The organism is Allobosea sp. RAF48 (assembly GCF_052114025.1).
In the GTDB taxonomy this organism is placed as follows: Bacteria; Pseudomonadota; Alphaproteobacteria; order Rhizobiales; family Beijerinckiaceae; genus Allobosea.
The window spans coordinates 1-24776 of sequence record NZ_JBFRDZ010000011.1; the positions used below are offsets into that span (position 1 = coordinate 1).

At 65.2% G+C, this 24776-nt stretch carries 25 protein-coding genes and 1 tRNA gene; 13 read left to right on the top strand and 13 right to left on the bottom strand.

Features of this window, described 5'->3' with window-relative positions:
• Window positions 1-48: 48 nt before the first annotated feature.
• The 4 genes from AB4Z10_RS19135 to AB4Z10_RS19150 form a co-directional block, all read right to left on the bottom strand.
• The gene (locus AB4Z10_RS19135) at window positions 49-528 is read right to left on the bottom strand and encodes a DUF5131 family protein (protein ID WP_441471974.1); all 480 of its coding nucleotides are present in this window, start codon (window positions 526-528) and stop codon (window positions 49-51) included.
• Window positions 529-704: 176 nt separating this feature from the next.
• A tRNA-Pro gene (locus AB4Z10_RS19140) sits at window positions 705-782 on the bottom strand.
• Window positions 783-1578: 796 nt separating this feature from the next.
• The gene (locus tag AB4Z10_RS19145; protein WP_441471975.1) at window positions 1579-2847 is read right to left on the bottom strand and encodes an O-antigen ligase family protein; all 1269 of its coding nucleotides are present in this window, start codon (window positions 2845-2847) and stop codon (window positions 1579-1581) included.
• On the bottom strand, window positions 2844-4397 hold the full coding sequence (locus tag AB4Z10_RS19150) for an undecaprenyl-phosphate glucose phosphotransferase (RefSeq protein ID WP_441471976.1): 1554 nt from the start codon (window positions 4395-4397) through the stop codon (window positions 2844-2846). The genes AB4Z10_RS19145 and AB4Z10_RS19150 overlap by 4 nt, the downstream gene beginning before the upstream one ends.
• Before the next feature lie 292 nt (window positions 4398-4689).
• Here AB4Z10_RS19150 and AB4Z10_RS19155 point away from each other — a divergent pair, with 292 nt between their 5' ends.
• Both AB4Z10_RS19155 and AB4Z10_RS19160 read left to right on the top strand, forming a co-directional pair.
• Window positions 4690-5079: a DMT family transporter gene (locus tag AB4Z10_RS19155; protein ID WP_441471977.1), complete on the top strand. Its 390-nt coding sequence runs from the start codon at window positions 4690-4692 to the stop codon at window positions 5077-5079.
• Window positions 5076-5411 carry an SMR family transporter gene (locus tag AB4Z10_RS19160; RefSeq protein ID WP_441471978.1) on the top strand — a complete coding sequence of 112 codons (336 nt, stop codon included), beginning with the start codon at window positions 5076-5078 and terminating at the stop codon, window positions 5409-5411. Before AB4Z10_RS19155 ends, AB4Z10_RS19160 begins: the two co-directional genes overlap by 4 nt.
• Window positions 5412-5418: 7 nt before the next feature.
• Here AB4Z10_RS19160 and AB4Z10_RS19165 read toward each other — a convergent pair whose 3' ends face one another.
• Window positions 5419-6585 carry a glycosyltransferase gene (locus tag AB4Z10_RS19165; RefSeq protein WP_441471979.1) on the bottom strand — a complete coding sequence of 389 codons (1167 nt, stop codon included), beginning with the start codon at window positions 6583-6585 and terminating at the stop codon, window positions 5419-5421.
• Window positions 6586-6604: 19 nt separating this feature from the next.
• Window positions 6605-7165, bottom strand: coding sequence for a polysaccharide biosynthesis/export family protein (locus AB4Z10_RS19170; RefSeq protein ID WP_441471980.1), 561 nt, complete (start codon window positions 7163-7165; stop codon window positions 6605-6607).
• Window positions 7166-7346: 181 nt separating this feature from the next.
• Here AB4Z10_RS19170 and AB4Z10_RS19175 point away from each other — a divergent pair, with 181 nt between their 5' ends.
• Window positions 7347-9512, top strand: coding sequence for a GumC family protein (locus tag AB4Z10_RS19175; protein ID WP_441471981.1), 2166 nt, complete (start codon window positions 7347-7349; stop codon window positions 9510-9512).
• A gap of 15 nt (window positions 9513-9527) precedes the next feature.
• Here the strand turns inward: AB4Z10_RS19175 and AB4Z10_RS19180 are convergent, their stop codons facing one another.
• Window positions 9528-10721 (bottom strand): GNAT family N-acetyltransferase, encoded by a 1194-nt coding sequence (locus AB4Z10_RS19180; RefSeq protein WP_441471982.1) that lies wholly within the window; start codon window positions 10719-10721, stop codon window positions 9528-9530.
• A gap of 174 nt (window positions 10722-10895) precedes the next feature.
• On the opposite strand from AB4Z10_RS19180, the gene AB4Z10_RS19185 reads away from it, so the two are divergent.
• The gene (locus tag AB4Z10_RS19185) at window positions 10896-11948 is read left to right on the top strand and encodes a polysaccharide deacetylase family protein (protein ID WP_441471983.1); all 1053 of its coding nucleotides are present in this window, start codon (window positions 10896-10898) and stop codon (window positions 11946-11948) included.
• Between the two features lie 9 nt (window positions 11949-11957).
• On the opposite strand, the gene AB4Z10_RS19190 is transcribed toward AB4Z10_RS19185, so the two are convergent.
• Window positions 11958-12167: a DUF2842 domain-containing protein gene (locus tag AB4Z10_RS19190; protein ID WP_441471984.1), complete on the bottom strand. Its 210-nt coding sequence runs from the start codon at window positions 12165-12167 to the stop codon at window positions 11958-11960.
• Window positions 12168-12236: 69 nt separating this feature from the next.
• On the opposite strand from AB4Z10_RS19190, the gene AB4Z10_RS19195 reads away from it, so the two are divergent.
• Window positions 12237-13364: a COX15/CtaA family protein gene (locus tag AB4Z10_RS19195; RefSeq protein WP_441471985.1), complete on the top strand. Its 1128-nt coding sequence runs from the start codon at window positions 12237-12239 to the stop codon at window positions 13362-13364.
• Window positions 13365-13496: 132 nt separating this feature from the next.
• Here AB4Z10_RS19195 and AB4Z10_RS19200 read toward each other — a convergent pair whose 3' ends face one another.
• From AB4Z10_RS19200 to AB4Z10_RS19210, 3 genes are all read right to left on the bottom strand, one after another.
• Window positions 13497-14774, bottom strand: a complete 1278-nt coding sequence (locus AB4Z10_RS19200; RefSeq protein ID WP_441471986.1) for an O-acetylhomoserine aminocarboxypropyltransferase — start codon at window positions 14772-14774, stop codon at window positions 13497-13499.
• Window positions 14775-14842: 68 nt separating this feature from the next.
• Window positions 14843-16066 carry an FAD-dependent oxidoreductase gene (locus AB4Z10_RS19205; RefSeq protein WP_441471987.1) on the bottom strand — a complete coding sequence of 408 codons (1224 nt, stop codon included), beginning with the start codon at window positions 16064-16066 and terminating at the stop codon, window positions 14843-14845.
• Window positions 16067-16120: 54 nt separating this feature from the next.
• A complete protein-coding gene (locus AB4Z10_RS19210; protein ID WP_441471988.1) occupies window positions 16121-16651 on the bottom strand; it encodes a CoA-binding protein in 531 nt (176 codons plus the stop codon).
• Window positions 16652-16796: 145 nt separating this feature from the next.
• On the opposite strand from AB4Z10_RS19210, the gene AB4Z10_RS19215 reads away from it, so the two are divergent.
• The gene (locus AB4Z10_RS19215) at window positions 16797-17225 is read left to right on the top strand and encodes a hypothetical protein (RefSeq protein WP_441471989.1); all 429 of its coding nucleotides are present in this window, start codon (window positions 16797-16799) and stop codon (window positions 17223-17225) included.
• A 42-nt stretch (window positions 17226-17267) separates the two neighbouring features.
• On the opposite strand, the gene AB4Z10_RS19220 is transcribed toward AB4Z10_RS19215, so the two are convergent.
• Complete coding sequence (locus AB4Z10_RS19220) at window positions 17268-18077, bottom strand: enoyl-CoA hydratase (protein WP_441471990.1); 810 nt, start codon at window positions 18075-18077, stop codon at window positions 17268-17270.
• Window positions 18078-18205: 128 nt separating this feature from the next.
• On the opposite strand from AB4Z10_RS19220, the gene AB4Z10_RS19225 reads away from it, so the two are divergent.
• The 5 genes from AB4Z10_RS19225 (at window position 18206) to AB4Z10_RS19245 (ending at window position 22604) form a co-directional block, all read left to right on the top strand.
• Complete coding sequence (locus AB4Z10_RS19225; protein ID WP_441471991.1) at window positions 18206-18634, top strand: PaaI family thioesterase; 429 nt, start codon at window positions 18206-18208, stop codon at window positions 18632-18634.
• 313 nt (window positions 18635-18947) lie between these two features.
• Window positions 18948-19409 carry a 50S ribosomal protein L13 gene (rplM, locus tag AB4Z10_RS19230; RefSeq protein WP_199090932.1) on the top strand — a complete coding sequence of 154 codons (462 nt, stop codon included), beginning with the start codon at window positions 18948-18950 and terminating at the stop codon, window positions 19407-19409.
• Window positions 19410-19411: 2 nt separating this feature from the next.
• Window positions 19412-19891 (top strand): 30S ribosomal protein S9, encoded by a 480-nt coding sequence (gene rpsI, locus AB4Z10_RS19235; RefSeq protein WP_441471992.1) that lies wholly within the window; start codon window positions 19412-19414, stop codon window positions 19889-19891.
• A 530-nt stretch (window positions 19892-20421) separates the two neighbouring features.
• Complete coding sequence (locus AB4Z10_RS19240) at window positions 20422-21633, top strand: hypothetical protein (RefSeq protein WP_441471993.1); 1212 nt, start codon at window positions 20422-20424, stop codon at window positions 21631-21633.
• Window positions 21634-21851: 218 nt separating this feature from the next.
• Window positions 21852-22604 carry an SDR family oxidoreductase gene (locus AB4Z10_RS19245; protein WP_441471994.1) on the top strand — a complete coding sequence of 251 codons (753 nt, stop codon included), beginning with the start codon at window positions 21852-21854 and terminating at the stop codon, window positions 22602-22604.
• A 176-nt stretch (window positions 22605-22780) separates the two neighbouring features.
• On the opposite strand, the gene AB4Z10_RS19250 is transcribed toward AB4Z10_RS19245, so the two are convergent.
• Window positions 22781-23107: a hypothetical protein gene (locus tag AB4Z10_RS19250; RefSeq protein WP_441471995.1), complete on the bottom strand. Its 327-nt coding sequence runs from the start codon at window positions 23105-23107 to the stop codon at window positions 22781-22783.
• 237 nt (window positions 23108-23344) lie between these two features.
• Here AB4Z10_RS19250 and AB4Z10_RS19255 point away from each other — a divergent pair, with 237 nt between their 5' ends.
• Both AB4Z10_RS19255 and speB read left to right on the top strand, forming a co-directional pair.
• Window positions 23345-23623: a hypothetical protein gene (locus AB4Z10_RS19255; protein WP_441471996.1), complete on the top strand. Its 279-nt coding sequence runs from the start codon at window positions 23345-23347 to the stop codon at window positions 23621-23623.
• Window positions 23624-23637: 14 nt separating this feature from the next.
• Window positions 23638-24594: an agmatinase gene (gene speB / locus AB4Z10_RS19260; protein WP_441471997.1), complete on the top strand. Its 957-nt coding sequence runs from the start codon at window positions 23638-23640 to the stop codon at window positions 24592-24594.
• Window positions 24595-24776: the final 182 nt, after the last annotated feature.

Below are 24776 nucleotides of genomic sequence, written 5' to 3' on the forward strand. Positions count from 1 at the left end.
GCCGACGCCGATCGTTCCGTCTCGCGCGGGTATCTGCGCGGGCTGTTCTCACAGGGAGCGCGGCCTGTTCGCGAACCCGAATGACCAATGAAACAGCCGAACGACCAGACCGAGCTTCGGGATTTTCCGTGGGTGGTGGTGCGCTTCCGTTGTCACTACTGCCGGCGCAGCGGGGATGCGCTTCGTCAGCAGAAGCCAGATGAGGTTCGGCGTCTTCTCGATGAGGACCATGAGGTCGCTGCGCCAGAGCGGATCAACCTCATTGTCGAAGACATCCGCCAGCGAGGCACAGAACACGAAAGGTCGCGTGCCGGCGGCAGCCGCGTCGCGATCCCAGCGGATTGGAAGACGCCAGTTCGCCGCCGAGGTCCGCGACCGATCTTCGCCAGCACCCCAACGGACGCGGCCATAGCGCCCGTCCATCATCGCCTCGGCATAGCAGTGGTCACATGCCGGCGAGACCTTGGTGCATCCGATCCACGGATTGAACGTGTGCTGCGTCCATTCGATCTTGCTGTTCTCACCCACGGCCGTCCCTCCTCGCGGGGGAGGGGAAGGATGCGGAGAACGTCAGCAGAACATCTGTCGGGACTTTGTCGGGACTTTTTGTCCCGCTATGGCCGATTCCCTCCCGTTCGGTGCCGATCCGTTCTTCGGCGCCAGAAAACGGGTGGTTGGCAACATATTGATTTTGTGAGGTTTTATGGTCGGAGCGAGAGGATTCGAACCTCCGACCCCTTGTCCCCCAGACAAGTGCGCTAACCGGGCTGCGCTACGCTCCGACGGCTCGGCTTATAGTGGCGGGCCGCAGCAGATGCAATGCGCTTCGCTGCAATCTTGCTCGCTCTCGTGGAATGACTTGTGCGGAAAGGCCCCCCGCCTCGTTTTGCGGTGCGACAAATATGAATGGCGTCCCCCAAATGGGGGGTGTCGATCATGCTCCCCGCTGCAATCATCATTGCGCGGCGCGGGAATTGGTATCCATGAAACGCAGGCATCAGATGTCGCTGATCGTGCGGCGCGCACAGATTCGCCGCGCAGCCGCCAGCAGGAAAGACGCCTCTCGGGCTCTGGAGGCCGCGCGCCCCAAGCTTCGGCTGGTCTTCTCCAACGACAACGTCCAACACCTCAAGGCGACTTGCGGAGGCGACGGGCCGTCGCGGTCCTTCGAATAGGCCTGCCTCCGGTTCTCTTGCCGGCCAAGCGACCGTTCAGTAATCAGTCATCTGCCGTCGCCTTTGATGCGGTCGCGGTCGACGCTCCGTCGCCGTGCGAGAATGAATGCAGGCGAGGCCGTGTTGAGGCAGGACTGGTTCCATTGCGAGGATTGCGGTTCGCCGGGGGTTTCGATCCCCCAGGCTCTCACCGATGCCAGCATCGTTTCATGCGGCAATTGCGGTCGCAGGGTCGGCTCCTGGGCAGAGTATCGCCGTCACATCGATCTGGCTCTGCGGGCGGAGCAGGCGCGCAAGACGAGCCGCGTCATCGTGGCGGACCCGATCGGATGCGGTTCAGCCGGGGTCTGAGCTGCTGGCCCGGCGGCCTGCGTCCATGCCGGCGCCCGCGGGGCCACCGGCGTCATCCCTGATCGCGGCCGAGTTCGGATCGAGAGGCGCGTTCTGTCCGCGAGGTGGGCTTCGGCAGGGCAGCCAGACCCCAGATCAGGCCGAGCATCAGATAGAGATGGCGCCAATGGTCGGTGTCGATCTGAAGGCCTTGCAGGATCGTCACGAACAACACCGGCCACAGCACGACGGCATGCTGCTGCCACGGCCGGCGCTGAAACACGAGGCGCCAGCCGACATAGCAGGTCGCGGCCATCAACCCGAGCCACGCCACGCCGCCCAGCCACCCATAGGAAGCGAAGGCGTTGATGTAGACGTTGTGCGGATCTTCCGTGAAGTGCCAGCGGAAGCGCAAAGGCCCGAACCCGTTGGGCGCTTCGAGCAGAAGCGAGATCGAACGAAGCTGGTTGCCGAAGCGCCCCGTCACGCCCTGATCGTAGCTCTGGTCGAGACTCGCCCGGGTCTCGAAGACGTCGCGGATGTTCTCGAAGGAGAGCGCGACGGCAAGCGCGGCTGCCACCGCCATGAACGCGACGAGCGTCAGCAGCGCGATGCGCCCGCGCTGCGTGGCATTGGGGGCGGTCAGGAATGCCAGCCCGATCATGAGCAGGGCCGAAGCCACCAGATTGCCCCAGGCGCCGCGGGAGAAGGTCAGGAACAGCGCGAACAGCGGCATGCTGATCAAGGCTAAGCCGCGCACCAGCCCGGCCTGCCCGGTGAGGATGCGATGCAGGACGTAGAGAATGGGCAGGACGAGGAACGGGCCCAGCACGTTCGCATCCTTGAAGGTGCCGGACGCGCGCCCATAGAGCGTGAAGCTGCTGCCCAGACCGGCGACGTCGAAGTAGCCGAGCACGCCTGCGATGCCCGCGTACCAGGCGGCGAAGAGATAGCCCTGCCACAGGGTTTCCAACCGGCCTGTCGCATCCTCCGCCATGATCGCCGCGAAGAAGATGCCGGTGATCATCAGATAGACGGAAACGGCCGTGAAGCGGACCGAGTCGCCCTCGTCCATCCACGGTATCAGCGAGAAGATGCCACCGATATTGTAGAGGAGCAGCAGCACGGCCAGCGGCAGCAGCTTCTGCGAGAAGCGGATCCCGGTGACGGCGAAGATGAAGAGCGTCAGCAGGAAAACGAGTTCGTAGGGCGAGGGCTCTATCAGCGCGAAGCCGCTTGACGCGCCGAGGAGCCAGAGCGTCCCGCGCTTGATCGCCGCATATGCGATCGCGAGCCGGGGGCCCGGCGCCTCATGCGACGGGTGCTCGGCGACGGTGCTCAATACGCGTTCTCGTTCTTGGTCAGCAGCGAGAGCGGCGTCTTGAACAGGATGTAGAGATCGAGCAGCACCGACCAGTTCTCGATGTAGTAGAGATCGTGCTCGACGCGCCGCTGGATCTTCTCATCCGTGTCCGTCTCGCCGCGCCAGCCGCTGATCTGGGCCCAGCCGGTGATGCCGGGCTTGACCTTGTGGCGGGCGAAATAGCCGTCGACGACCTGCTCATAGGCGCGGTTGGCCGTCGAGGCGTGGATGGCGTGCGGGCGCGGCCCGACCAGCGACAGATCGCCCTTGAAGACCACGTTCAGCAGTTGCGGCAGTTCGTCGATCGATGTCTTGCGGATGAAGCGGCCGACGCGCGTCACGCGCGGATCGTCTCGCGTCACCTGCTTGGCCGCCTTGAAGTCGCTTTTGTCGTGGTAGAGCGAGCGGAACTTGAAGACCTCGACGGTCTCGTTGTTGAAGCCATAGCGTTTCTGGCGGAAGAAAACCGGCCCCTTGGAGTCGAGCTTGATGGCGATGGCTGTCGCCAGCATCACGGGCGAAAGCGCGATCAGTGCCAGCACGCCGACGACCTTGTCGAATATCCATTTGACGACGATGTCCCAGTCGGCGATCGGCCGGTCGAAGACATCCAGCACGGGCACGGTGCCGAAATAGGAGTAGGAGCGTGGCCGCAGCCTCAGCTTGGACAGATGCGCCGACAGACGGATGTCGATCGGCAGTACCCAGAGCTTGCGCAGCATGGTCAGGAGCCGCGCCTCGGCCGAGATCGGCAGGGTGAAGATCACCAGATCGAGCTTGGTTCGGCGCGCGAATTCGACGAGGTCGTCGATCGTGCCGAGCTTGGGGTAGCCGGCGACAAGATCGGGGGAGCGTTCGTCATTGCGGTCGTCGAAGACGCCGCAGATGCGCAGGCCGGTGTCCTTCTGGCTTTCCAGGGCGCGGATCAGGGCCTCGCCCGCCTCGCCGCCGCCGACGATCGCCGTGCGTCGCTCGAGCCGGCCGTTGCGGGTCAGATGACGCACGCCGAGCATCACGACGATGCGGCCGCTCAAGAGAGCGCCGGCGCCAGCGAAATAGAAGCCAATCAGCCAACCGCGGGAGACCTGATCGCTGATCTTGAGGATGAAGAAGACCGCCATCGTGATGAGGAAGAGTATCGTCCAGCCGGTCAGGAGCCGGACGGCACTGGCGATGAGGTTGCGCAGCGCGCCGATCGGATAGAGCTGCAGCGCCTGGAAGGTGCCGAGGGCTGTAACCGCCAGCGTCGGGATCGCGATTTGATAGGGCAGGGCGTATTCGTCCTTGCCCGCCACGTAGAGCCAGTAGATCAGGGCGCCCGTTCCGATCACCGCGAGCGCATCGACAAGCCGGGCGACTCCTTCGATCATTACGGGCGATAGCGTCGGCTTGACTGGGATGGCGGCGATGCGCTCGGCGAGGGGATGAAAGCGCCGCGTCGGGCCCGCTTCCGCTCCGCCGAACATCGCCGGCGTTGCCGAGGCGGCCGCGTCCGCCTTCATCATATCGCGGACATCGAAAGTCCCCATAGCGTCCAATCCTCAAGCCGGATCGCAGCGCCGGGCGCGGCGGTCCCGGTCGCGGTCTACCCGAAATTGCTCTCGGAACGCTTAACCCGACCGCGTCTTGTTTCGCAGGATCAGTAAGGGATCGGGCAAAACCGAGGCGTTCCGGACCTCGAAAATGCCTGAGCGCGGGGCTTAAAAAACATGGCGTGAAATGCTGATTTTGTCTTGGAGGGCCAATGGCTTGCTCGAGGGTAAAGCTACGTATAAATCAGTCGGTTTCCCGTAAGTCGTTGTTATTGCAAGTTATCGAGAGTTGACATTAGCCGAGGGTGGCGGCATATTCCTCTTCGATGAGTGTCTGAGAAGCATATATCGCCCGCTTGGGGCATGGCGTCGGGATCATTGTTTTTCCCATGACGCCGATTGTCGAGGTCGAGCCTCTGCAACTGCTTCTTTTCGGATCTGTCGATTTAAAACTCTAACGATTGCTTGGCTGTCCCTGATGGCGGTGGCCTATGCCGTCTGGGAAGGGGCGGGCATCGTCGGCATCGCCGTCATCGGCCATCTCCTCTTCGGGGAGCACCTCACAGTTGGCCGAATGCTCGGTTTCGCTGCGATCCTGGCCGGCATCCTTCTCATCGAGAATGGCGTCGGCCATGGCCGCAAGCAGGATGAGCCGCTCGCTGGCGGGAGGCTTGTGTGAATGCCTCGTTCATTCAGGCCGCTCCCTTCCTCTGGCTGCTGCTGGCGGTCACTTTCGAGATCGCCGGCACCTACCTGCTGAAGCTGTCGGACGGCATGAGCCACCGCGTGGTCGGCGCCGGGGGAATCGTCTTCGTCATGGGTGCCTTCGCCGCCCTGGCGCAGGCGATCAAGGGCATGGACCTGGCTGTCGCCTATGCCGTCTGGGGCGGTGCCGGGCTGGTGATCACCGCGGTTGTCGGCGCATTGGCCTTCGGTCAGCGCATCCGCCCGGTCGGCTGGCTCGGTATCGTGCTGGTCGTTGCCGGCGTCGCCGCGCTGAAGCTGGTCTGACGCCGCTTCACGCCATGCCGCGCGCGACCATTGCGCCGCGATAGGCGGCGATGATGCCGTCGACCATTGCGTCGATGCAGAAATTCTGCCGGACATGTGCGGCTAGGTCGACAGCCTGGGCCAGCCGTTCCGATTCCGGTGTTTCGAGCATGGTGCGGATCGCGCCGGCGAGGATCTGCGGATCGTCGGTCTTGATCAGCCGGTCACGGTGCCGCGCTCCGTAGATTTCGGCGATCCCGCCGACATCCGTTGAGATCAGCGGCTGCGCCGCGGCCGCGGCCTCGAGGATGACGTAAGGGAGAGACTCGGCGCGCGACGGGATCACCATCACATGCGCTTGCGCCAGCGCCTTGCGGATGGGCCCGGGTGGTTCGAACACGCATTGATCGGCTATGCCGCGGTCCCGCGTCATCTGCTTCAGCTCGGCCTCGTCCGGCCCCGATCCGACGATCAGGATACGCGGCCTCAGCCCGTCGCGCTGACGCAGCAGCTGCAGCGCATCGATCAGCGTGTCGACCCCCTTCGCCGAGCGCAGTTCGCCGAGATAGAGCAGGTCGAATTGCGCCTGCGCATGGTCGATCGGCTCGAACTCGGCATTCGAGACGCCATTCAGGACGACGCGGTGGCCGGTCCGCGGTGCGTGCCCGATATGCGCTTCGAAGCGCCCGGCGATGAAGCGGCTTTCGAACAGGAACATGTCCGTCGCGCCCTCGAGCAGGCGCTCGACCGCCATGTAGACTCTGTGTTCGCGGCTGCCGGGCTTGTAGTTGAAGCTGCCGCCATGCGGCGTATAGGCGGTGACATAGCGCCGTCCGGGCGAGAGCAGTGCCGGGAACCGGCCGTAGACCCCGCCTTTCGAGCCATGGCAGTGCACGATGTCGGGTGCCAACTTGCGCCGCAATGCGACGGCCGAGAGCTGCGCCTTGGCGTCGGTCAGGCTCGGATAGCGAGACATCGGCACGCGGGTCACGCCCAGTGCCAGCTGGCCCGACAGCTCCTGGAAGACTTCGTCGGCTCTCTGGCCGCCGGTGTTCGAGTCACAGAAGATGCCGACGGCGTGGCCGCGTTCCACCTGCCCGCGGGCTACATCGAGGACGTGCCGGAACAGCCCGCCGAGGGGGGCGCGAAAGACGTGCAGAATTCGCAAGGGGCGCGTGCCGGCGGCGTCCGTCATGGCAGGAATCCGCGGGGCTTCAGAACCAGCGTTCCTTGATGACGATCGTGTCTCCGGGCTGGACCGGGTAGGTGATCGGCACGGTCGCAGTCACGGTCTGGCCGTCGATCTGCCGGGTGACTTCCGCCGAGGAACGCTGTCCGCGCGGAGTGAAGCCGCCGGCGATCGCAACCGCGGTCTGCACGGTCATGCCGTTCACGAAGGGGAACTGGCCGGAATTGGTGACTTCGCCCAGCACGAAGAACGGACGATAGGTGTCGACCTCGACCGAAACCTTGGGCTCGCGCAGATAGCCGCCACGCAGCTTGGCTTCGATCGCCTGTGCGAGCTGCTGGGTGGTGCGGCCCTGCGCTTCGACGGTGTTGATCAGCGGCATGGCAATCCGGCCGGAGCCGTCGACCGCATAGATGTTCGACAGGTTGTCCTGCCCGAACACGATGATGCGCAGCCTGTCGCCGCTGGCGAGCCTGTAGGGACCCGCCGGCTCGGCAAGCGTATAGTCCGACGCCACATATCGGGGGGCGCATGCGCCCGCCAGCATGGCGGCGGCCAAGGCGAGAGAGGCGAGGCGTCGACTCATCACAAAGGCTATCCGTGCAGAATACCCCCGAGCTTTAGGCGTCATATGGTTAACAAAGGCTTCCCGGTGGCCAGCGGTAACCGCTCAGGAACCGTCTTAACCGGGCAATAACCTTACTGAGGCTTCAATGACGCCCGCGTCCCTGTCCGGGATGCATGAGTTTTGCGTCCAGAGGTGTGTCATGACCGCTCAGGCAGGGATTGAAGCGCGCAGCGCCGGCGATGGCCGGGGCGACATGCTCGACCTCTCCGCGTTGTGGGCCGCGATCAAGCGCCGCAAGCTCTGGATCATCGGGCCGACGCTTGCGGCGCTCGGCCTGTCGTTCCTTGCGGTCAATATCGTCACGCCGCGCTATACGGGCGAGGCGCGGCTGCTGCTGGAAAGCCGCGGCACCTTCTACGCACTGCCGGGCCAGTCGCTGCCGGATTCCTCCGGTCAGTTCGACGCTGAAGCGGTGCAGAGCCAGGTCCAGGTCATCATGTCGCGCGATCTGGCCCGCGAGGCGATCAAGCGCATCGGACTCGTCGGCAACCCCGAGTTCGATTCCGGCGTCGGCGCGCTCAGCAGCGTACGCAAGCTGGCGGTTATGATCGGGCTGGGTGGGCACCCTGCCGATCGCTCGCCGGAGGACCGCGTCCTCGAAAAATATTACGACCGGTTGCTGGTCTTCCCCGTCGGCCGTTCACGGATCGTGTCGATCGAATTCACCTCGGTCGATCCGGCGCTTGCGGCGAAGGCGGCGAACACCATCGCCGAGACCTATCTCGAGTTCCAGGAGGCGGCGAAGCAGGAAAACGCCCGCAGCGCCTCGAACTGGCTTTCGACCACGATCGAGCCGCTGCGCAAGCGTGTGGCCGAGGCCGAGGCGAAAGTCGAGGATTTCCGGTCCAAGAACGGCCTTTTGGTCGGTTCCAACAACACGACCATCACCTCGCAGCAGCTCACCGATCTCTCGAGCCAGCTTTCGTCCGCGCGCAGCCAGCAGACCGAGGCACAGGCCAAGGCAGGGCTGATCCGCGATGCGATCAAGCAGGGTCGGACCTTCGAGATCCCCGACGTCGCCAATAATGATCTCGTGCGCCGCCTGATCGAGCAGCGCGTCAATCTGCGCGCGCAGATTGCGGCGGAGTCGCGCAGCCTCCTGCCCGAGCACCCGCGGATCAAGGAGCTCAACGCCCAGCTTCTCGACCTCGAAGGGCAGCTGCGCGCCGCCGCCGAGCGGACCGTGCGGACGCTGGAGAACGAAGCCAAGATCGCAGGCCAGCGCGTCGAGAGTTTCCAGGCTGCGCTCGACGGACAGAAGAAGAATGTCTCGTCCGCCAATGACAGCGAGGTGCAGCTGCGGGCGCTCGAGCGCGAGGCGCGCACCCTGCGCGACCAGCTCGAGCAGTACATGCAGCGCTATCGCGAGGCGGTGGCGCGGGACACCATGAATGCCACGCCGGCCGATGCCCGCATCATCTCGCGTGCCGTGCAGCCGACCGAGCCGTCCTTCCCGAAGAAGGTTCCCGTCATGCTGGTCGCTACGCTCGCGACCTTCCTGGTCGCGCTGGCAACGATCGTCACGCGCGAGCTGCTCAACGGCCAGGGCCGGCCGCTGCCGGAGACTCCGCGCCGGCCGCGCTGGGTCTCTGCCGGCAAGAACGAGGACGAGACGGAGCAGGCTGGACCTGCGCCGCAGGAGCCCCGCCACGAGCGCGTCGCCGGCTTGCTGACCCATGCCGGGCGCCTGGGCCAGTTGCGGCTCGACCTCGACCGGCCGGAGCGGACCCTCGCGGAGATCGCCGAGCGGACGCAGGAGGCGCCGCGCGGCATGGCCCCGATGATGCTCGTGCTCGATGGCGGCGGGGAGGGGGCTGCCAACGCGCGCGACCTCGCCAAGCTGCTTGCGCAGCGCTGCCGCTGCATTCTCGTCGACCTGACGGTGGATGATGAGCACGACGAGCCGGGCTTCTCCGAACTCCTTGCAGGCGAGGCCCTGTTCTCCGACATCATTATGCGCGCGCCGGGCTCGCGTCTGCACAGCATCGGTCCCGGGCGTGCGGGGCGCGCTGCCGTGCTGGCGGCGCCCGACCTCGTGGATATTGCGCTCGATGCGCTCTGCGAGACCTACGACTGGGTGCTGGTTGCCGCTGCCTCCAGCGACGATGGTGCGATGCTGAGCCCCGTCGCCCGTCGCGCCCAGGGTGGCCTTGTGATGAGTGGCCAGTTCGGCAACGGTCACGCCCTCGAAGCCGCTTATCGCCTGAGCGAGCTCACAGAAGCGCCGGTCACGCTCATCCTCGACGCCGAAGGCGGCGTTCCCACGGCGTCCTCGCCGCGCGCCGAGGTGCCGGCCGAGGCGTAATCACCCCGGCGGGCCTCAGTCTTCGTCCCGCTCCTTGCGGTGCAGCCAGCCCGAGGCTCGCTGCGCCAGCTTGAGCGCGACCGGCGAGGCCTTGATCCGCCGCTTCAGTTCGCGTTTTGCCCGGGCCATCGTGGCGAAGAGCCGGCCCTTGAAGGTCAGCGGCAGGAAGGTGTCGACCAGATCGTCGTGGTCGTCGCAGAAGGTGGTTTTGTAGCGCGCTTCGCCCACGCCGAGATCGAAAGCGGCCGAGCCATCATTGCATTTCTGCCGGATCAGCTCGGCCAGCAGCAACTCGCCCGGGCTGGTCCGGACGGTCTCGCTCTCCATGTCGAACGAGGTCGCCATTCCCGAGAACCGCTCGCCCAGTGTGGCGCCGACATAGGTGGCGGTGCTTTTTCCCGCCAGATCGAGCGAGTAGAGCTCGATGGCGGGCGCAGCGTTGCCCTCGCAGCTCGCGGCCCGTGAAAGGAAGCTGCGGACCGCCGGTTCTGCGAATGGATCGGGCACGCCCATCGCACGAAAGCGCGCGGCTTTCTGTTCGAGGAAGGCCGAGAGAACGCGCTCGATCTCATCGGGCGTCCTCGCTCGGTTCATCGCCGACGGGCCGAAATCCCTGAAGCGGCTGTGCTTGTTCTTGAGCTTCTTGCGCGCATGACTGCTCATCGAACGTTTCAGCGTGGCATCGCCATCACCCGTGATCAGCGCGAGCTTGTAGGCCCGGCTCGGGCTCGGGCCGGCTGCAAGGAGGGCGGGCGGATTGAGATACCCGCGCCAGTGCGTCGGCTGGTTGACGAAGACGAGTGCATCGAGGCCGCCGATCGCCGCGCCGATCGCCGCGCCGATCTCGGCCAGCATCTGTTGTGCGAGCGCTGCATCGAGCCTGGCGGCGAAGGCGGGAGCATAGAGCCCCATATGGTAATTAGCATGCTTGCCGCCGATGATTTCGGCGAAGCGGATACCGCTGCGCCGGGTGATGACCAGCGGCAGCAGTGCACAGAGGGCGCCCTGCGCATCACGCAGGAGCGCATACCGAAACGTCATCCCGTGGTCGGCGCCCATCGTCTCCACGAAAGGACGGATCCAGCCATAGGCCTGATAGGGGGTCGCCAGCGCCGTTGCTTCGAAGGGCCGCCAGATGTCTTCGAGCGACCGGATATCGCTTTCGATGGCGATCGACGCCCAGGCGCGCTCGCCTGCGCGACTGTCCATGGCCGCGGTTCTGGGATGCGATGTTTCGGCGGCAATGGCGGGCATGGTCCCTCGGCCCCTTGGAGGATTGAGGCCGTCCTCCTTAACCCGCCATTGTGAACGGATCGGTCATGATCGTTCGGCCCGGCAGCGCTATTGCGCAACAGCGTTAGCGGGCAGTTGCATGGATTGGCGATGAACGGACGTCACAAGGCCATCGCGGCCGCATTCAAGCTGATGGCGGCGACGCGGGCCGATCGTTGGAGCCGCGGCTTCACGCAAGGCGCCGGGATGATCCTGACCCTGCACCACGTGCGTCCGCAGATGGCGCGCGGCTTCGCGCCAAATGCCTTGCTGGAGATCACGCCCGAATTCCTCGACGAGGCTCTGAGCCTTATCAAGGCCGAGGGCTACGACATCGTTTCGCTCGACGAGGCCATCCTGCGACTGCGGCAGCCGAAGCGCGGGCGCTTCTTCGTGGCGTTGACCTTCGACGACGGCTACCGAGACAATGTCGAGCACGCCTGGCCGGTGCTGGCGAAGCATGGCGTGCCCTGGACGCTTTTCGTCACGCCGGGCTTCGCCGATCGTACGGCGCGGCTCTGGTGGCTGGAGCTGGAAGAGGCGATCCGTGCTTTGCCGCGCCTCGACATCGCCTTGTCTGACGGCCCCTTCGCCGCCCGCACCGAGACCGACGCCGAAAAGAACCGTGCCTTCGACAGGCTCTATTGGCGCCTGCGCAAGGGGCCGGAAGCCGTCCTGCTGTCGGCGATCTCCGAGCTGACGGCCCGGGCTGGCATCGACCCGGCTGCACTCGTCGAGCGCGAATGCCTGCCATGGGAGACGCTGCGCGCGCTCTCCGGCGCGCCGGGCGTTACCATCGGCGCTCATACCCTGACGCATCCGATGCTGGCCAAGCACGATGCCGAGACCGCGCGCCGCGAGATCGCTGAAAGCAAGGCGCGACTGGAGGCGGAGCTGGCGATACCGATCCGGCACTTCGCCTATCCGGTCGGAGATCCCGGCTCCGCCGGGCCGCGCGAATTCGCGCTGGCGCAGGACGCGGGGTTCGTCAGTGCGGTGACGACGCGGCCGGGGCATCTCTTCCCGGACCATGTAAGCCATTTTCACGCGCTGCCGCGCGTCTCGCTTAACGGGCTGCACCAGAACGAGACGGCGCTGCGGGCGCTGCTGGCGGGGTTGCCGTTCTGGCTGCGGAACCGCGGGAGCAGCCTCGATGTCGGTTGAGGCGAGGCCTCAAGCCTGGTCCTTGCGCTCCATCCACTTGATCAGCGGCAGCAGCGGCAGCACCCAGGCGAGGCCGAGCGCGATATAGGCGATCGTCTGCACGAGCTTCGGCGCCTCGGTGATCCGTCCCTGCGCCAGCGCCATCGCGACCAGCGCGTAGACGCAGACGAAGACAAGGATCAGCACCGTCCCGAGCAGCTTGCGGTTGCGTTGTTTCATCAGACTCTCCGCCGCGCGGACGCGGCTGCTGCGGCATTGCGGGCGTTGTCGCGCCGTCGCGAGGGGTCTATGTCACCGGCGAAGGCGCTTGTGAAGCGCCAGCCAGCTTCTGCGACCGAAAGCCCCGCACCCGTGACCGTTGCGCTCAACCAGACTGCCGGCGATATCGCCAAGGCCGATCATGCCGGCATCCGCCGCTGGCTCTGGACAGTGGCGGGCCTCGTCTTCGTGATGGTCGTGGTCGGCGGCGCGACGCGGCTGACCGGTTCGGGCCTTTCCATCACCGAATGGAAGCCGATCACCGGGGCCTTGCCGCCGATCTCGGCACAGGCCTGGGCCGAGGAGTTCGCCAAGTACCAGGCGAGCCCGCAATACCAGATCCTCAACAACGGCATGAGCCTCGGCGAATTCCAGTTCATCTACTGGTGGGAATGGGGCCATCGTCAGCTCGGCCGCTTCATCGGGCTCGTCTATCTCGCCGGCTTCCTCGTCGTGGCGCTGCGCCGCCTGCTGCCGGCGCGCCAGATCGCGACGCTGTTCGGCATGGGGCTGCTGCTCGGCCTGCAGGGCACGATCGGCTGGATCATGGTGGCTTCCGGCCTGCAGCCCGGCATGGTCGCCGTCGCGCCGGTGAAGCTGACGCTGCACCTCACCTTCGCCGGGTTATTCTTCGCCTCGGTCGTCGCCTTCGCGACATGGCTGACGCCGCTGCGCCGGCCCGAAACCGTCGGCAGCCGCGCCATGGCCTGGCTGCTCCTTGCGCTGACCTTTGTCCAGATCGCGCTCGGCGGGCTCGTCGCCGGCTCGAAGGCGGGCTTCACCTTCAACACCTGGCCGCTGATGGACGGAGCGCTTGTGCCGTCCGGCTCGTTGCTCTTCGCCCAGACGCCGTTCTGGGAGAACTTCGTCGACAATGTCGCGCTGGTGCAGTTCAACCACCGCCTCGGCGCCTATGTGCTGTTCGCCTTCGCCCTCTGGCAGGCGGTTCGCCTGCGGCGGGTCGGCCCTCAATCGAGCGCGGCGAAGCGCGCGACGGCGATCGCCGGCCTGATGACGGCGCAGGCTGCGCTCGGCATCGTCACCTTGCTGCTGGTCGTGCCGCTCTGGGCCGGGCTGGCGCATCAGGCGCTCGCCTTCGCAGTGCTGGCGATGGCGGTGGTCCATGTCACCCGGACGGGGCGGGTGGCGGGAGCATGAGGCTCGTCATGCTCGGGCTCGCCCCGAGCATCTCTTGACGGTGAGCTCCCGATTGCCAACGCGGAAGGGCGCCCTTTCCGGCAGGAGATTCCCGGGTCGGCGCATGGCGCCGCCCGAGAATGACGCGGGACGTCACGCCAGCGCCTGATCGAGATCCGCGACCAGATCCTCGACATCCTCGAGGCCGATCGAGAGGCGGACGACCTGTGGGCCGGCGCCTGATGCCGCCTTCTGCTCGTCGGTGAGCTGGCGGTGGGTGGTCGAGGCCGGGTGGATCACCAGCGAGCGCGTATCGCCGATATTGGCGAGGTGCGAGAACAGCTTGAGGTTCGAGACCAGCTTCACGCCGGCGTCGTAGCCGCCCTTGAGCCCGAAGGTGAACACCGAGCCCGCGCCCTTCGGCACATAGCGCTTGGCGAGGTCATGGTACTTGTCGCCGGGCAGGCCGGGATAGCTGACCCATTCCACCGCCGGGTGCTTGGCAAGATGCTCGGCGACCTTCTGCGCGCTCTCGCAATGGCGCTGCATGCGCAAGGGCAGGGTCTCGATGCCGGTCAGCAGCATGAAGGCGTTGAAGGGCGAGAGCGCCGGGCCGAGATCGCGCAGGCCGAGCACGCGGGTCGCGATGGCGAAGGCGAAATTGCCGAAGGTCTCGCCCAGCACCATGCCGTTATATTCAGGCCGGGGCTTGGAGAGCATCGGGTAGCGGTCGTCGCCGACCCAATTGAACGAGCCGCCGTCGACGATCAGCCCGCCGATCGAGTTGCCGTGGCCGCCGAGGAACTTGGTGGCCGAATGCACGACGATGTCGGCGCCGTGCTCGAAGGGGCGCAGCAGATAGGGCGTCGCCATCGTGTTGTCGACGATGAGCGGGATATTGTGCTTCTTGGCGATTGCGCTGATCGCGGCGATGTCGACGACGACGCCGCCGGGATTGGCGATGGATTCGATGAAGATCGCCTTGGTCTTCGGCGTCACCGCCTTGGCGAAGCTCTCGATATCGTCGGAATCGGCCCAGATCACGTTCCAGCCGAAGTTCTTGTAGGAGTGGTTGAACTGGTTGATCGAGCCGCCATAGAGCTTGCGCGCCGCGACGAACTCGTCGCCCGGCTGCAGCAAAGCGTGGAAGCTCAGGAACTCGGCCGCATGGCCCGAGGCCACGGCGAGCGCCGCCGTACCGCCCTCCAGCGCCGCGACGCGCTCCTCCAGCACCGCATTCGTCGGGTTGCCGATACGAGTGTAGATGTTGCCGAAGGCCTGCAGGCCGAACAGCGAGGCGGCATGGTCGACATCGTCGAAGACGAAGGAGGTTGTCTGGTAGATCGGCGTGGCGCGGGCGCCCGTCGCCGCATCGGGAGCCGCTCCGGCATGGATGGCGAGTGTGCTGAAACCGGGTGCACGATCGGACATGGCGTTCTCCCTGACACTTTTGATGAAACCGTTCGTTCGATTTAACGAACGCTGCCGGCAGCGTCAATTCAGGGGCGCAGCGCCAGCTCCGGCCCGATATGCTCGGGCCTGAAACCCATGCCTACGAGCCGCGCCGGGATGCGGCGTAGCGGTGGGCACCACTGCAGGAGCTTGAGCAGGAGCGGCGGCTGCACCGGTCCGCTACCGGCGAGGATAGGCGTGATGACGCGGTTCTGGATCGCGACCTGAAGGCCTTGCGTCGCCTTCGTGGGGAAGGTCCGGCGCTCCTGCACGGCGGCAAGGTCGCTGTCTGAGACTCGTCTCTCCCGCAACGGGGCCGCCAACTGGTTGGCGGCGGCCACAGCATCCTGGATCGCCAGATTCACGCCGACGCCGCCTATCGGCGACATCGCATGGGCCGCATCGCCGATGCAGAGCACCCCCGGCTGCCACCAGCGCTCCAGCCGGTCGACGGCGACCGAGAGCAGTTTGAGATCGTCCCAGCTTGCGATCTCGCCGGCGCGATCGGCCAGGATCGGCAGCAGTTCGGCGAGGTTCGCCTTGAAGGCGTCGAGGCCGGCAGCCTGAAGCTTTTCCAGCGTGCCCTTTGGGATCACATAGGCGCATTGCCAGTAGTCGCCGCGGTTGAGCATCACCGCGAAGCGCCCGCGCGCGACCTGCCCGAAAGTCTGCGCCGCATCGCTCTCGCGCCGCGACAGGCGGAACCAGAGCACATCCATCGGCGCGCCGATCTCGTTGACGGTGAAGCCGCCCGCCCGCCGCAGGTCTGAATGGCGCCCGTCCGCCGCAACGACGAGATCGGCCGTGATCGTCGTCTCGCCGTCCTCCGTTTCCGCGGTGATTCCGGTCACGCGCCCACCCTCGCGGATGAGCCCGGTCGCCTTCGCCCGCATCAGCAGGTTGAAATGCGGCAGGTCCCTGCCTCGATCGGCGAGGAAATCCAGGAAATCCCATTGCGGCATGAAGGCGATATAGGGCGCCGCGACCGGCAGATGGCTGAAATCCGCTATCGGCACGTCCTCGTTGCCGAAGCGCGCGACGATGCGCCGTTCCTCGGTGTGCGGCAGCTTCAGGAAGTCGTCGAGCAGGCCGAGTTCCTGCATCAACTGCATCGTCGAGGGGTGAATGGTGTCGCCGCGGAAATCCCGCAGGAAGTCGGCGTGCTTTTCCAGCACCGTCACGTCGACGCCGGCCCGTGCCAGCAGGAAGCCCAGCATCATCCCGGCCGGTCCGCCGCCGACGATGCAGCAGGTCGTCGCGAGCTCGCGCATTGTCCTGCCTCTCCCTTGCGCGTCATTCTCGGGCTTGACCCGAGAAACTCGGATTTATGTCCCCGGCCGATTGATCGTCAGCTTCTGGAAGCCCTTGCCGGCCAGTACCGGCTTCTTGGCGGAAAGAATGCGCGAGTTGATGCCCTGCCAGCCGATCTCGCCCGACAGCCGGCCATACTCGATCTTCGGGCAGCGATTCATGATGACGGTGACGCCCTTCGCCTCGGCGCGGGCCGCGGCCTCGTCATTGCGCACCGAGAGCTGCATCCAGATCACCTTGGGCAGGGGATCGAGCGCCAATGCCTCGTCGGTGATCGGCCCGGCGGCTTGCGAGTTGCGGAAGATCTCGACCATGTCGATCGGGCCGGGGACGTCCTTGAGCGAGGCGTAGACCGTCCTGCCCAGGATGGTCTGCCCGGCGAGGCCGGGATTGACCGGAACGACATCGTAGCCGCGGTCGAGCAGGTATTTCGTCACGATCCAGCTTGGGCGCGCCTCATTCGCGGAGGCGCCGACCAGCGCGATCCGCTTCGTTTCGCGCAGGATGCGACGGATCGCAGCATCGTCGTAGGAATCGTGGCTCAATTGCGGGCACTCGCAGAAAAGTGAAGGGTATCAAAACGCTCCTGCGGCATGTCAAGGCACGCTCAACATAGGCCCGCCATGCTTTCGTGCTTTGCTGATGCGTCGGGGATGGCCCCCGACCTGTCAGTGAAAAGGAGGGCCTGCCATGTGCGACTATAGCCTGCACAATGTGATGTCCACTCCAGCCAAGGTCGGCGACGAGCTGGTTTCGACCCGCTTTCCGCAAGCGAGCACCCGCGGCTTCTGCGCTGTCGGCCGGGCGGACGTGGCCGTCTGCGTCATGCCCGGGACGGAGCTGGCCTTCGCGGCCGATATCGAGTGTGATCGCGGCATGGGGCTGCTGCCCAACCGGAGATATCGTGCCAGGGTCGCGCGTTTCCGCCAGGTCGATCTCGACAAGCCCTATGTCCATCACGATGCGCTCGAACTGCCGGACGGCCGCTTGGTGATGGTGACGAGCTTGGTGGAGGGCCAGCGCGCCACAGTCCTGCAACTGCCGGCGGAGCCGGCTCGTGAGGGCGAGGCCGCCACGCCTGCACCGGTCGTGGAACACCACTATCGGGAAATCGTCTGAATACACTGCAGGACAAGCCCGGCAGTCGATGTGCCGGGCCTGCTATGATTCCCAGATCGGCGCGCGCTTTTCCATGAACGCGCCGATCCCTTCCTCGGCGTCGCGCGCGAGCATGTTCTCGACCATGACCGCCGAAGCGTGGTCGTATGCGGCCTTCAGCCCCATCTCGCGCTGCTCGTAGAAGGCGCGCTTGCCGATCTTGACCGTCGCTGATGACTTCGCGGCGATGGTCGCGGCGAGACGACGGGCTTCCGCCAGGGCTCCGCCCGCCGGCACGGCGCGGTTGACGAGCCCCATCCGCAAGGCCTCGTCGGCTGGCACCATCTCGCCGAGCAGCAGCATCTCCATGGCGTGCTTGGCCGAGAGGTTGCGTGAGAGCGCGACCATCGGCGTCGAGCAGAACAGGCCGATATGGACGCCCGGCGTGCAAAAACGGGCGTCGCTGCCAGTGACAGCGAGGTCGCAGCTCGCGACGAGCTGGCACCCTGCGGCGGTGGCGGTGCCTTCGACGGCCGCGATGACCGGCTGGGGCAGGGCGGTGATCTGCTGCATCATCGCCGAGCAGCGCCCGAGGATATCTTCGAAATAGGCGCGGCCCCGATCCGCATCGGCGCGATGGGCGGTCATTTCCTTCAGATCATGCCCGGCGCTGAAGACGGGGCCTGCGGCGGCAAGGATGACGGCCCGCACCGAGCGGTCGGCGGCGATGGCGGTGAAGGCCTCGCTCAGCGCGGCCAGCATTGCTTCGCTCAGAGGATTGCGAGCCTGCGGGCGGTTCAGCGTCAGCGTCGCGATGCCCTCGGCATCCTCGCGCAGGAGGATGGCGGTGTCCGGTTGGTGATGCGCGTTCATGACGATCCTTCCCGGCACCGCCCGCGCCGCCATATTTGCGCGAGCCGCCTTCGCATTTTGCCCTATTGTCGGGGGCGGCCGACCATGCTGCAAGGGGAGAACTTCCGCCTTAGGCTTCGGTTTTTCGCATGACGATCCGCATGAGCGCCGCCGAGATCGAGAGCTATCTCGACGAGGTATTCCCGCAGCTCCACCATGGCGGCCGCACCTATTTCATCGAGGAGGTCGGGCCCATGACGGCCCGGATGCGCTGCGACTACCACGAGAAGCATCTGCGTCCGGGCGGGACCATTTCGGGGCCGACGATGATGGCGCTGGCCGACCTAGCGCTCTATGCGGCGATCCTCGCCCAGATCGGCCCGGTCGGCCTCGCGGTAACGACGAGCCTCAGCTTCAACTTCCTGCGCAAGCCCGGGCAGGCGGCCCTGATCGGCGAAGCGAAGCTCCTGAAACTCGGAAAGCGGCTCGCCGTCGGCGAAGTCCGCCTCTATTCGCAGGGTGAGACCGAGATGGTCTGCCATGCGACGGGGACCTATTCGATCCCGGCGGAGCGGTGAGTCGATGTCCGTTCTGCAAGCCTATCCCGTCATTGCGAGAAGCGAAGCGACGAAGCAATCCAGGAGGACTGGTTGGGACCGTTCGGCCCGGCTCTCCTGGATTGCTTCGCTGCGCTCGCAATGACGGGGGTGCGCAAATTAATGCGGTATCATGATACCGTTTTTCTCAGGCAATTGAAAAATCGGCGTTTTCTGCTTTTGAGTGTCGACGGTAACGCTTGACAGCCGGCTTCCTTGCCCCTATCCCGACGCCACACCGCCGCCGGGCTCTCCGGCGGCTTGTCCTTTTTTACGCAACCGAAGGGGTACCGCGATGAAGACCGTCTCGCTCAAGCCCGCCGATGTCGAAAAGAAGTGGGTTGTGATCGACGCCTCCGGGCTCGTCGTCGGCCGTCTCGCCTCCGTTGTGGCGATGCGTCTGCGCGGCAAGCACAAGGCCGCCTACACCCCCCACGTCGACTGCGGCGACAATGTCATCGTCATCAACGCCGAGAAGGTCTCCCTGACCGGCCGCAAGCGTGACCAGAAGGTGTACTACCACCACACTGGCTTCCCGGGCGGCATCAAGGAGCGTTCGGCCAAGTTCATCCTGGAAGGTCGCTTCCCGGAGCGTATCGTCGAGAAGGCTGTCGAGCGCATGCTGCCGCGCGGCCCGCTCTTCCGCCAGATCCTCGGCAACCTGCGCGTCTACAAGGGCGGGGAGCATCCGCACGCTGCCCAGTCGCCGGAGGCGCTCGACGTCGCCGCGCTCAACAGCAAGAACAAGAGGGTCTGACCGTGGCCGAAGTTCTTCAGTCTCTCGCCCAGCTCGGCGAAGTCGCCAAGCCTGAGCAGCCCGCTGCTCCCGTCCACGTCAAGAAGGTCGATGCGCAGGGCCGCGCCTACGCCACCGGCAAGCGCAAGAACGCGATCGCCCGCGTCTGGATCAAGCCCGGCTCGGGCAAGGTCACCGTAAACGGCCGCGATCAGGAGATCTACTTCGCTCGCCCGGTGCTGCGCCTCGTGCTCAAGCAGCCGCTGCAGCTCGTCGACCGTGTGACCCAGTACGACGTCGTCGTCTCGGTCAAGGGGGGCGGCCTCTCCGGCCAGGCCGGCGCGGTGCGCCATGGCATCTCCAAGGCGCTGACCTTCTACGAGCCGGAGCTTCGCGGCCCGCTCAAGAAGGAAGGCTTCCTGACCCGCGACTCGCGTGTCGTCGAGCGTAAGAAGTTCGGTAAGGCCAAGGCCCGCCGCAGCTTCCAGTTCTCGAAGCGCTGATTACACTCTTCAAAAGAGTTTCAAAATCAGAGGGTTGGCAGAAATGCCAACCCTCTTTTTTATTGACATGGGCTCGGAAACGCCCCTGACGGGGCCGGGATTCCAGCCTCGGTTTTTGACATCTCCACATTGAAACGATCGCGCCGCACGGTCCATCTCCGGTGCGATGGACCAAGCTTGTCGATGACTGGAATTCGGGCGGGGCACGTCAATGCGCCCGAGGGATTGCGGGAAATATAAGATGGCAGAATCTTTGGAAACGCCGGTACCGGCTCTGATTGGCTTTCACAGGCGCTCCAGTTTTCGCAAATTGACCGAGAAGACCGGCAACTGGGTTCGACAGAGTGGAAACTTGAAGTCAGTTACGGAATGTAATAGGTTGAAACTACGATAATTGGTTATAGGCCGATTATATCGACGTATAAATCAAGTTAAGCCGTGTAGTTGTTTTAAAAAGAGAGATTTTTATGAATTTTTAACGGGGCGCCAACTGCATGTCGAACAATCGGAGCAGTTACCAAAGGACGTCTGTGGCCGCATCGGCCTTCTTTTTAATAGCGATACTGACCGGAGGTGCAGCCTTTGCTGTTCCCTGGCTCGTCGCGATCCTGTTCTTCGTGTTTTGTTTGGCGGCCGCAGCCCTCGCTGGTCTCGTCGTGTTGGGCGGACTCATTGGTCTGTCCCGTGACGCGATGGAACTGCGCGGCCAACCCTACTACTCCAAGCGTCCGCGCGAATGCGCCGCCGGTGCTTTCGTTCACCTACGACGGAAGCTGCTAAGCCTGCTTCCCGGATCGCCGGCTCGATTGCGGCTCCGGCCGGGCGAGTGGGTCAAGATCCGGCCCTTCGCGGAAATCGCGACGACACTCGATGACGAAGGTCGGTTGGACGGCCTGCCGTTCATGCCCGAGATGTCGCGCCACTGCGGTAAACGTCTCCGCGTCTTTCGGCGTGTCGAGAAGATCCACTATTATTACGGCCCTACGGCACCTCATCTGCGGCGTTTGCAGGACGCGGTGCTGCTGGATGAATTGCGGTGTGATGGCGCAGGACACGGTGGCTGCCAGGCCGGTTGTCAACTCATCTGGAAAGAGGCTTGGCTCGCCCCGAGCGACAGCGCCGAGGTGGATTTGCCCGCGCTGGAAGCGGCCGACGCGTCGAGGCTGAACACATACACGAGGGTCAGATCGGCCGATGGCGAGGAGCGGTACGCTTGTCAAATGACCGAGCTGCCGACGGCGACAGCACGATTGAGTTGGCGTGACCCGAGGCACTACTGGCGTGAATTGCGTTCGGGCAATGTCCGGCTCGGTCCGTTCATCGTGGCCGTCGCACTCGCGCTGTTCAACACCGTGCAGCGCAAACTCCGCGGTGCGGAGGCGCCCTACCGCGAGCCGACAGACCGCAAGACCAGTCCAAAGGAAGTGCTCGATCTCCAGCCGGGAGAAATCGTGCGCGTGAAGACGCGATTGGAGATCGAACAAACGTTGAATTACCTGTCGAAAAATCGTGGGTTGTGGTTCGATCGCGAAATGCATCGGTTTTGCGGCGGGGAGTTTCGCGTCGCGTCGGTTGTGCGAACCATTGTCGACGAGGCCAGCGGAAAAATGTTGTCGATGGGCAGTGCTTGCATTGTCCTGGCAGGTGTGGCCGCGACCGGAGAATATCTCGGGCTATGCCCCCAGAATGAACTGATCTTCTGGCACGAGATCTGGCTCGAACGCGTCACATCACGTCCTTGACCGTCTCGACCGGTGGGAGCGCTCAGGCGGTTCGTGTCGAAGGCCGTGCGACGAGCGCGTGATTGACCTTCGCGCGCGACGCTATTCGTAAATGTAAGATTCTATTTTTCGAAGCGCTGATCGTTTCCGGATCATCCGATATGCGGAAGGGCGGCTTCGCAAGAGTCGCCCTTTTCGTATTCTCTGGCGCCTCTTCGACCGATCAGCAGGAGCCCGCCATGACCCGCCCCGTCCTTCTCGTCACCGGTGGCAGCCGCGGCATCGGCGCGGCGACCTGCATCATGGCGTCGGGGCGCGGCTACGATGTCGCGGTGAACTACCAGAGCAACGACAAGGCCGCGGCCGAGGTCGTCGAAGCCTGCCAGGCCGCCGGCGCGAAAGCTGTCGCGTTGCGGGGCGACATGGCGAGCGCAACCGACATCATCCGCATCTTCGCGGAAGCCAAGGCAGCGCTCGGCCCGCTCACCCATGTCGTCAACAATGCCGGCATCACCGGCAAGTCGAGCTCGTTGGCCGAGGCTGATACCGCCGTGATCCGGGAGTGCATCGACGTCAACGTGACCGGTGCGATTCTGGTCGCGCGCGAGGCGGCCCGGGCGCTTCTCGCCAACGAAGCGGCGCCGGCACGGGCGATCGTCAACATATCCTCCGTCGCGGCGGAATTGGGCTCTCCCGGCGAATATGTCTGGTACGCCGCCTCGAAGGGGGCCGTCGATTCCCTCACCATCGGCCTCGCCAAGGAACTGGCGGGCCATGGCATCCGCGTGAATGCGGTGGCGCCCGGCATCACCGAGACGGAAATCCACGCGCTTTCGACGGGGGAGGCCGGCCGTGTCGCGCGCATCGCGCCGCTGATCCCGCTGAAGCGCGCAGCGACTGCCGACGAGATCGCCGAGGCGGTGCTGTTTCTTCTGTCGGAAGCATCGAGCTACACGACGGGCGTGATCCTGAAGGTCTCCGGCGGCCGCTGATGTCGCCGCGCGGGCTTCCGCCGGAGGCTGTAGCTCGGCGGCTTCAAAGCGCGCAGGCCTCGTGATCGGGCCTCGGAGCGAGCGGGTCGGATGACCCGCTCGCGACGCAACGCAACGCAACGCCACACTCAACAACTCGTTGCGGGGCAAGGATGGCCCCGAGCAACTCGAGATCGTCAGTCGCAGACCTCGACCTGCTTCATCACGCCATCGATGGGAGCCTGCGTGAATCGGCAGGGATTGGCCTTCAGGGGCGGCGAGTAGTAGGCGTCCGTCGCCTGGTCGTGGTACTTCGGATATTCCTGCGGCTCCTGCTGGGTTTGCGGAGCGAGCTTGTTCTCGGCCGGCTGATGCGCCTTGGCGGCTACGGTGGTGACCAGGCCCCCGGTACCCATCAGCGCCGGATTTGGTGCTGCCGGATGGGCTGAGGCGGCCGATTGCACGGCGATGCCTCCAAGGGCGAGGGTCAGGGCGAACGCCGTTGCGGCCAGTGTTGTCTTCATAAGCTGCCTCCGAAACCACTGCATTGATAGGCAAGGGTTATTCGTTCCCGCAGGCTTGCAGGAACACCGAAGGATGCTTCCCGGAAAGAGACGCTCCTGCGGCTTGATCCGTGGCATTTTGGAGCGGCGATCACAATCATGTGCTTCCTTATTATGCGGAGGCTTACGAATTGCGCTCGGGCGTGAAGGAGAGAGCTGCCTCTCGCGCGCTGTTCGCCCCTGATGTAGCAAGAGCCCATGCGCGTCATTCTCACTCTCATCGCCTTCGGCATGATTGCGGTGCCGGCTTTGCTGATGCTGGCGCGCGAGGATATGCCGCGTGCGCGGCGCATCGGCCGGGCGCTGGCCATCTTCCTCGCTCCGGCGGTGGCGCTCGGCTTCATCCATGGCGTGCCGGAGCTGGACGGCCGCGCGCTCAACAATCCCAACGCCTGGACGATGTTCCGGCTCGTGCTGACGGCGCTCGCGCTGATCCTGCCCTGGTGCCTGTTTGTCTGGTTCACCGCGCGCCGCTGATTCGAAGGACGATCATGACCGAAGCCAGCGACAAGCCGCCTATCGATCACGCCTTCACTGGCGGCAGGCGCGACGGCGCTGCGGATCCGACCTATGCCGGCGCGCTGTCCTTCATGCGCCGGCCTTACGGCAAGGACGTCGCGGGCTGCGATCTCGTGATCTGGGGCGTACCCTTCGACCTCGCCGTCACCAATCGGCCGGGCGCGCGTTTCGGGCCTCAGGCGATCCGGCGCGCCAGCGCGATCTTCGACGGCGATCCGCAATACCCGTCCGGCATCGACCCCTTTGCACGACTTTCGGCCGTCGACTATGGCGACTGCGCCTTGCCGCGCGGCGATCTGCCGGGCTGTGCCGCGGCGATCGAAACGGAGGCTGCTGGCATCCTCGCCACTGGCGCCCATCTCGTCACGCTGGGCGGGGACCATTTCATCACCCTGCCGCTGCTGCGCGCCCATGTCGCCCGCCATGGCAAGCTGGCACTGATCCAGTTCGATGCCCATCAGGATACCTGGGACGACGGTCCCGGCGGGATCGGTCATGGCAGCTTCGTGCTGGAAGCGGTCCGGGAAGGGCTGATCGATGTCGAGCGCTCGATCCAGATCGGCATCCGCACGGTCGCACCGCGCGACTGCGGCATCGCCAGGATTGACGCCTATGATGCGCATGCGCTCGGCGTCGCCGGGACGGCGGAGCGCATCCGGGAGCGGGTGGGGCAGGGGGCGGCCTACCTCACCTTCGACATCGATGCGCTCGACCCGGCCTTCGCGCCCGGCACGGGCACGCCGGTCTCGGGCGGGCTCAGCGCGGATCAGGCCCTGCGCATGCTCTGGGCGTTCCGCGAGCTCGACATCCGCGGCATGGATGTCGTCGAGGTCTCGCCGCCCTACGACCATGCCGACATCACCGCGATCGCCGCCGCGACCATCGCACAGCACCATATCCAGTCGCTGGCGCTGAAGAACGCGGGTTGAATCAGTTTGCGAAGCCGCGGATTTGAAGTCGGAGCCAGCGCCTGCAAGCCGTTGCAGCGACTCGGAAAAGACGAGCGCCGCCGTCGACCACCGGAACCGCCGCGAACATGGCGCGGTGCGGTTATGCTTCAGGCTGCGCCGTGTCGTTATTGACAGGGCGCTGTGGCTCCCTCATATCGAGC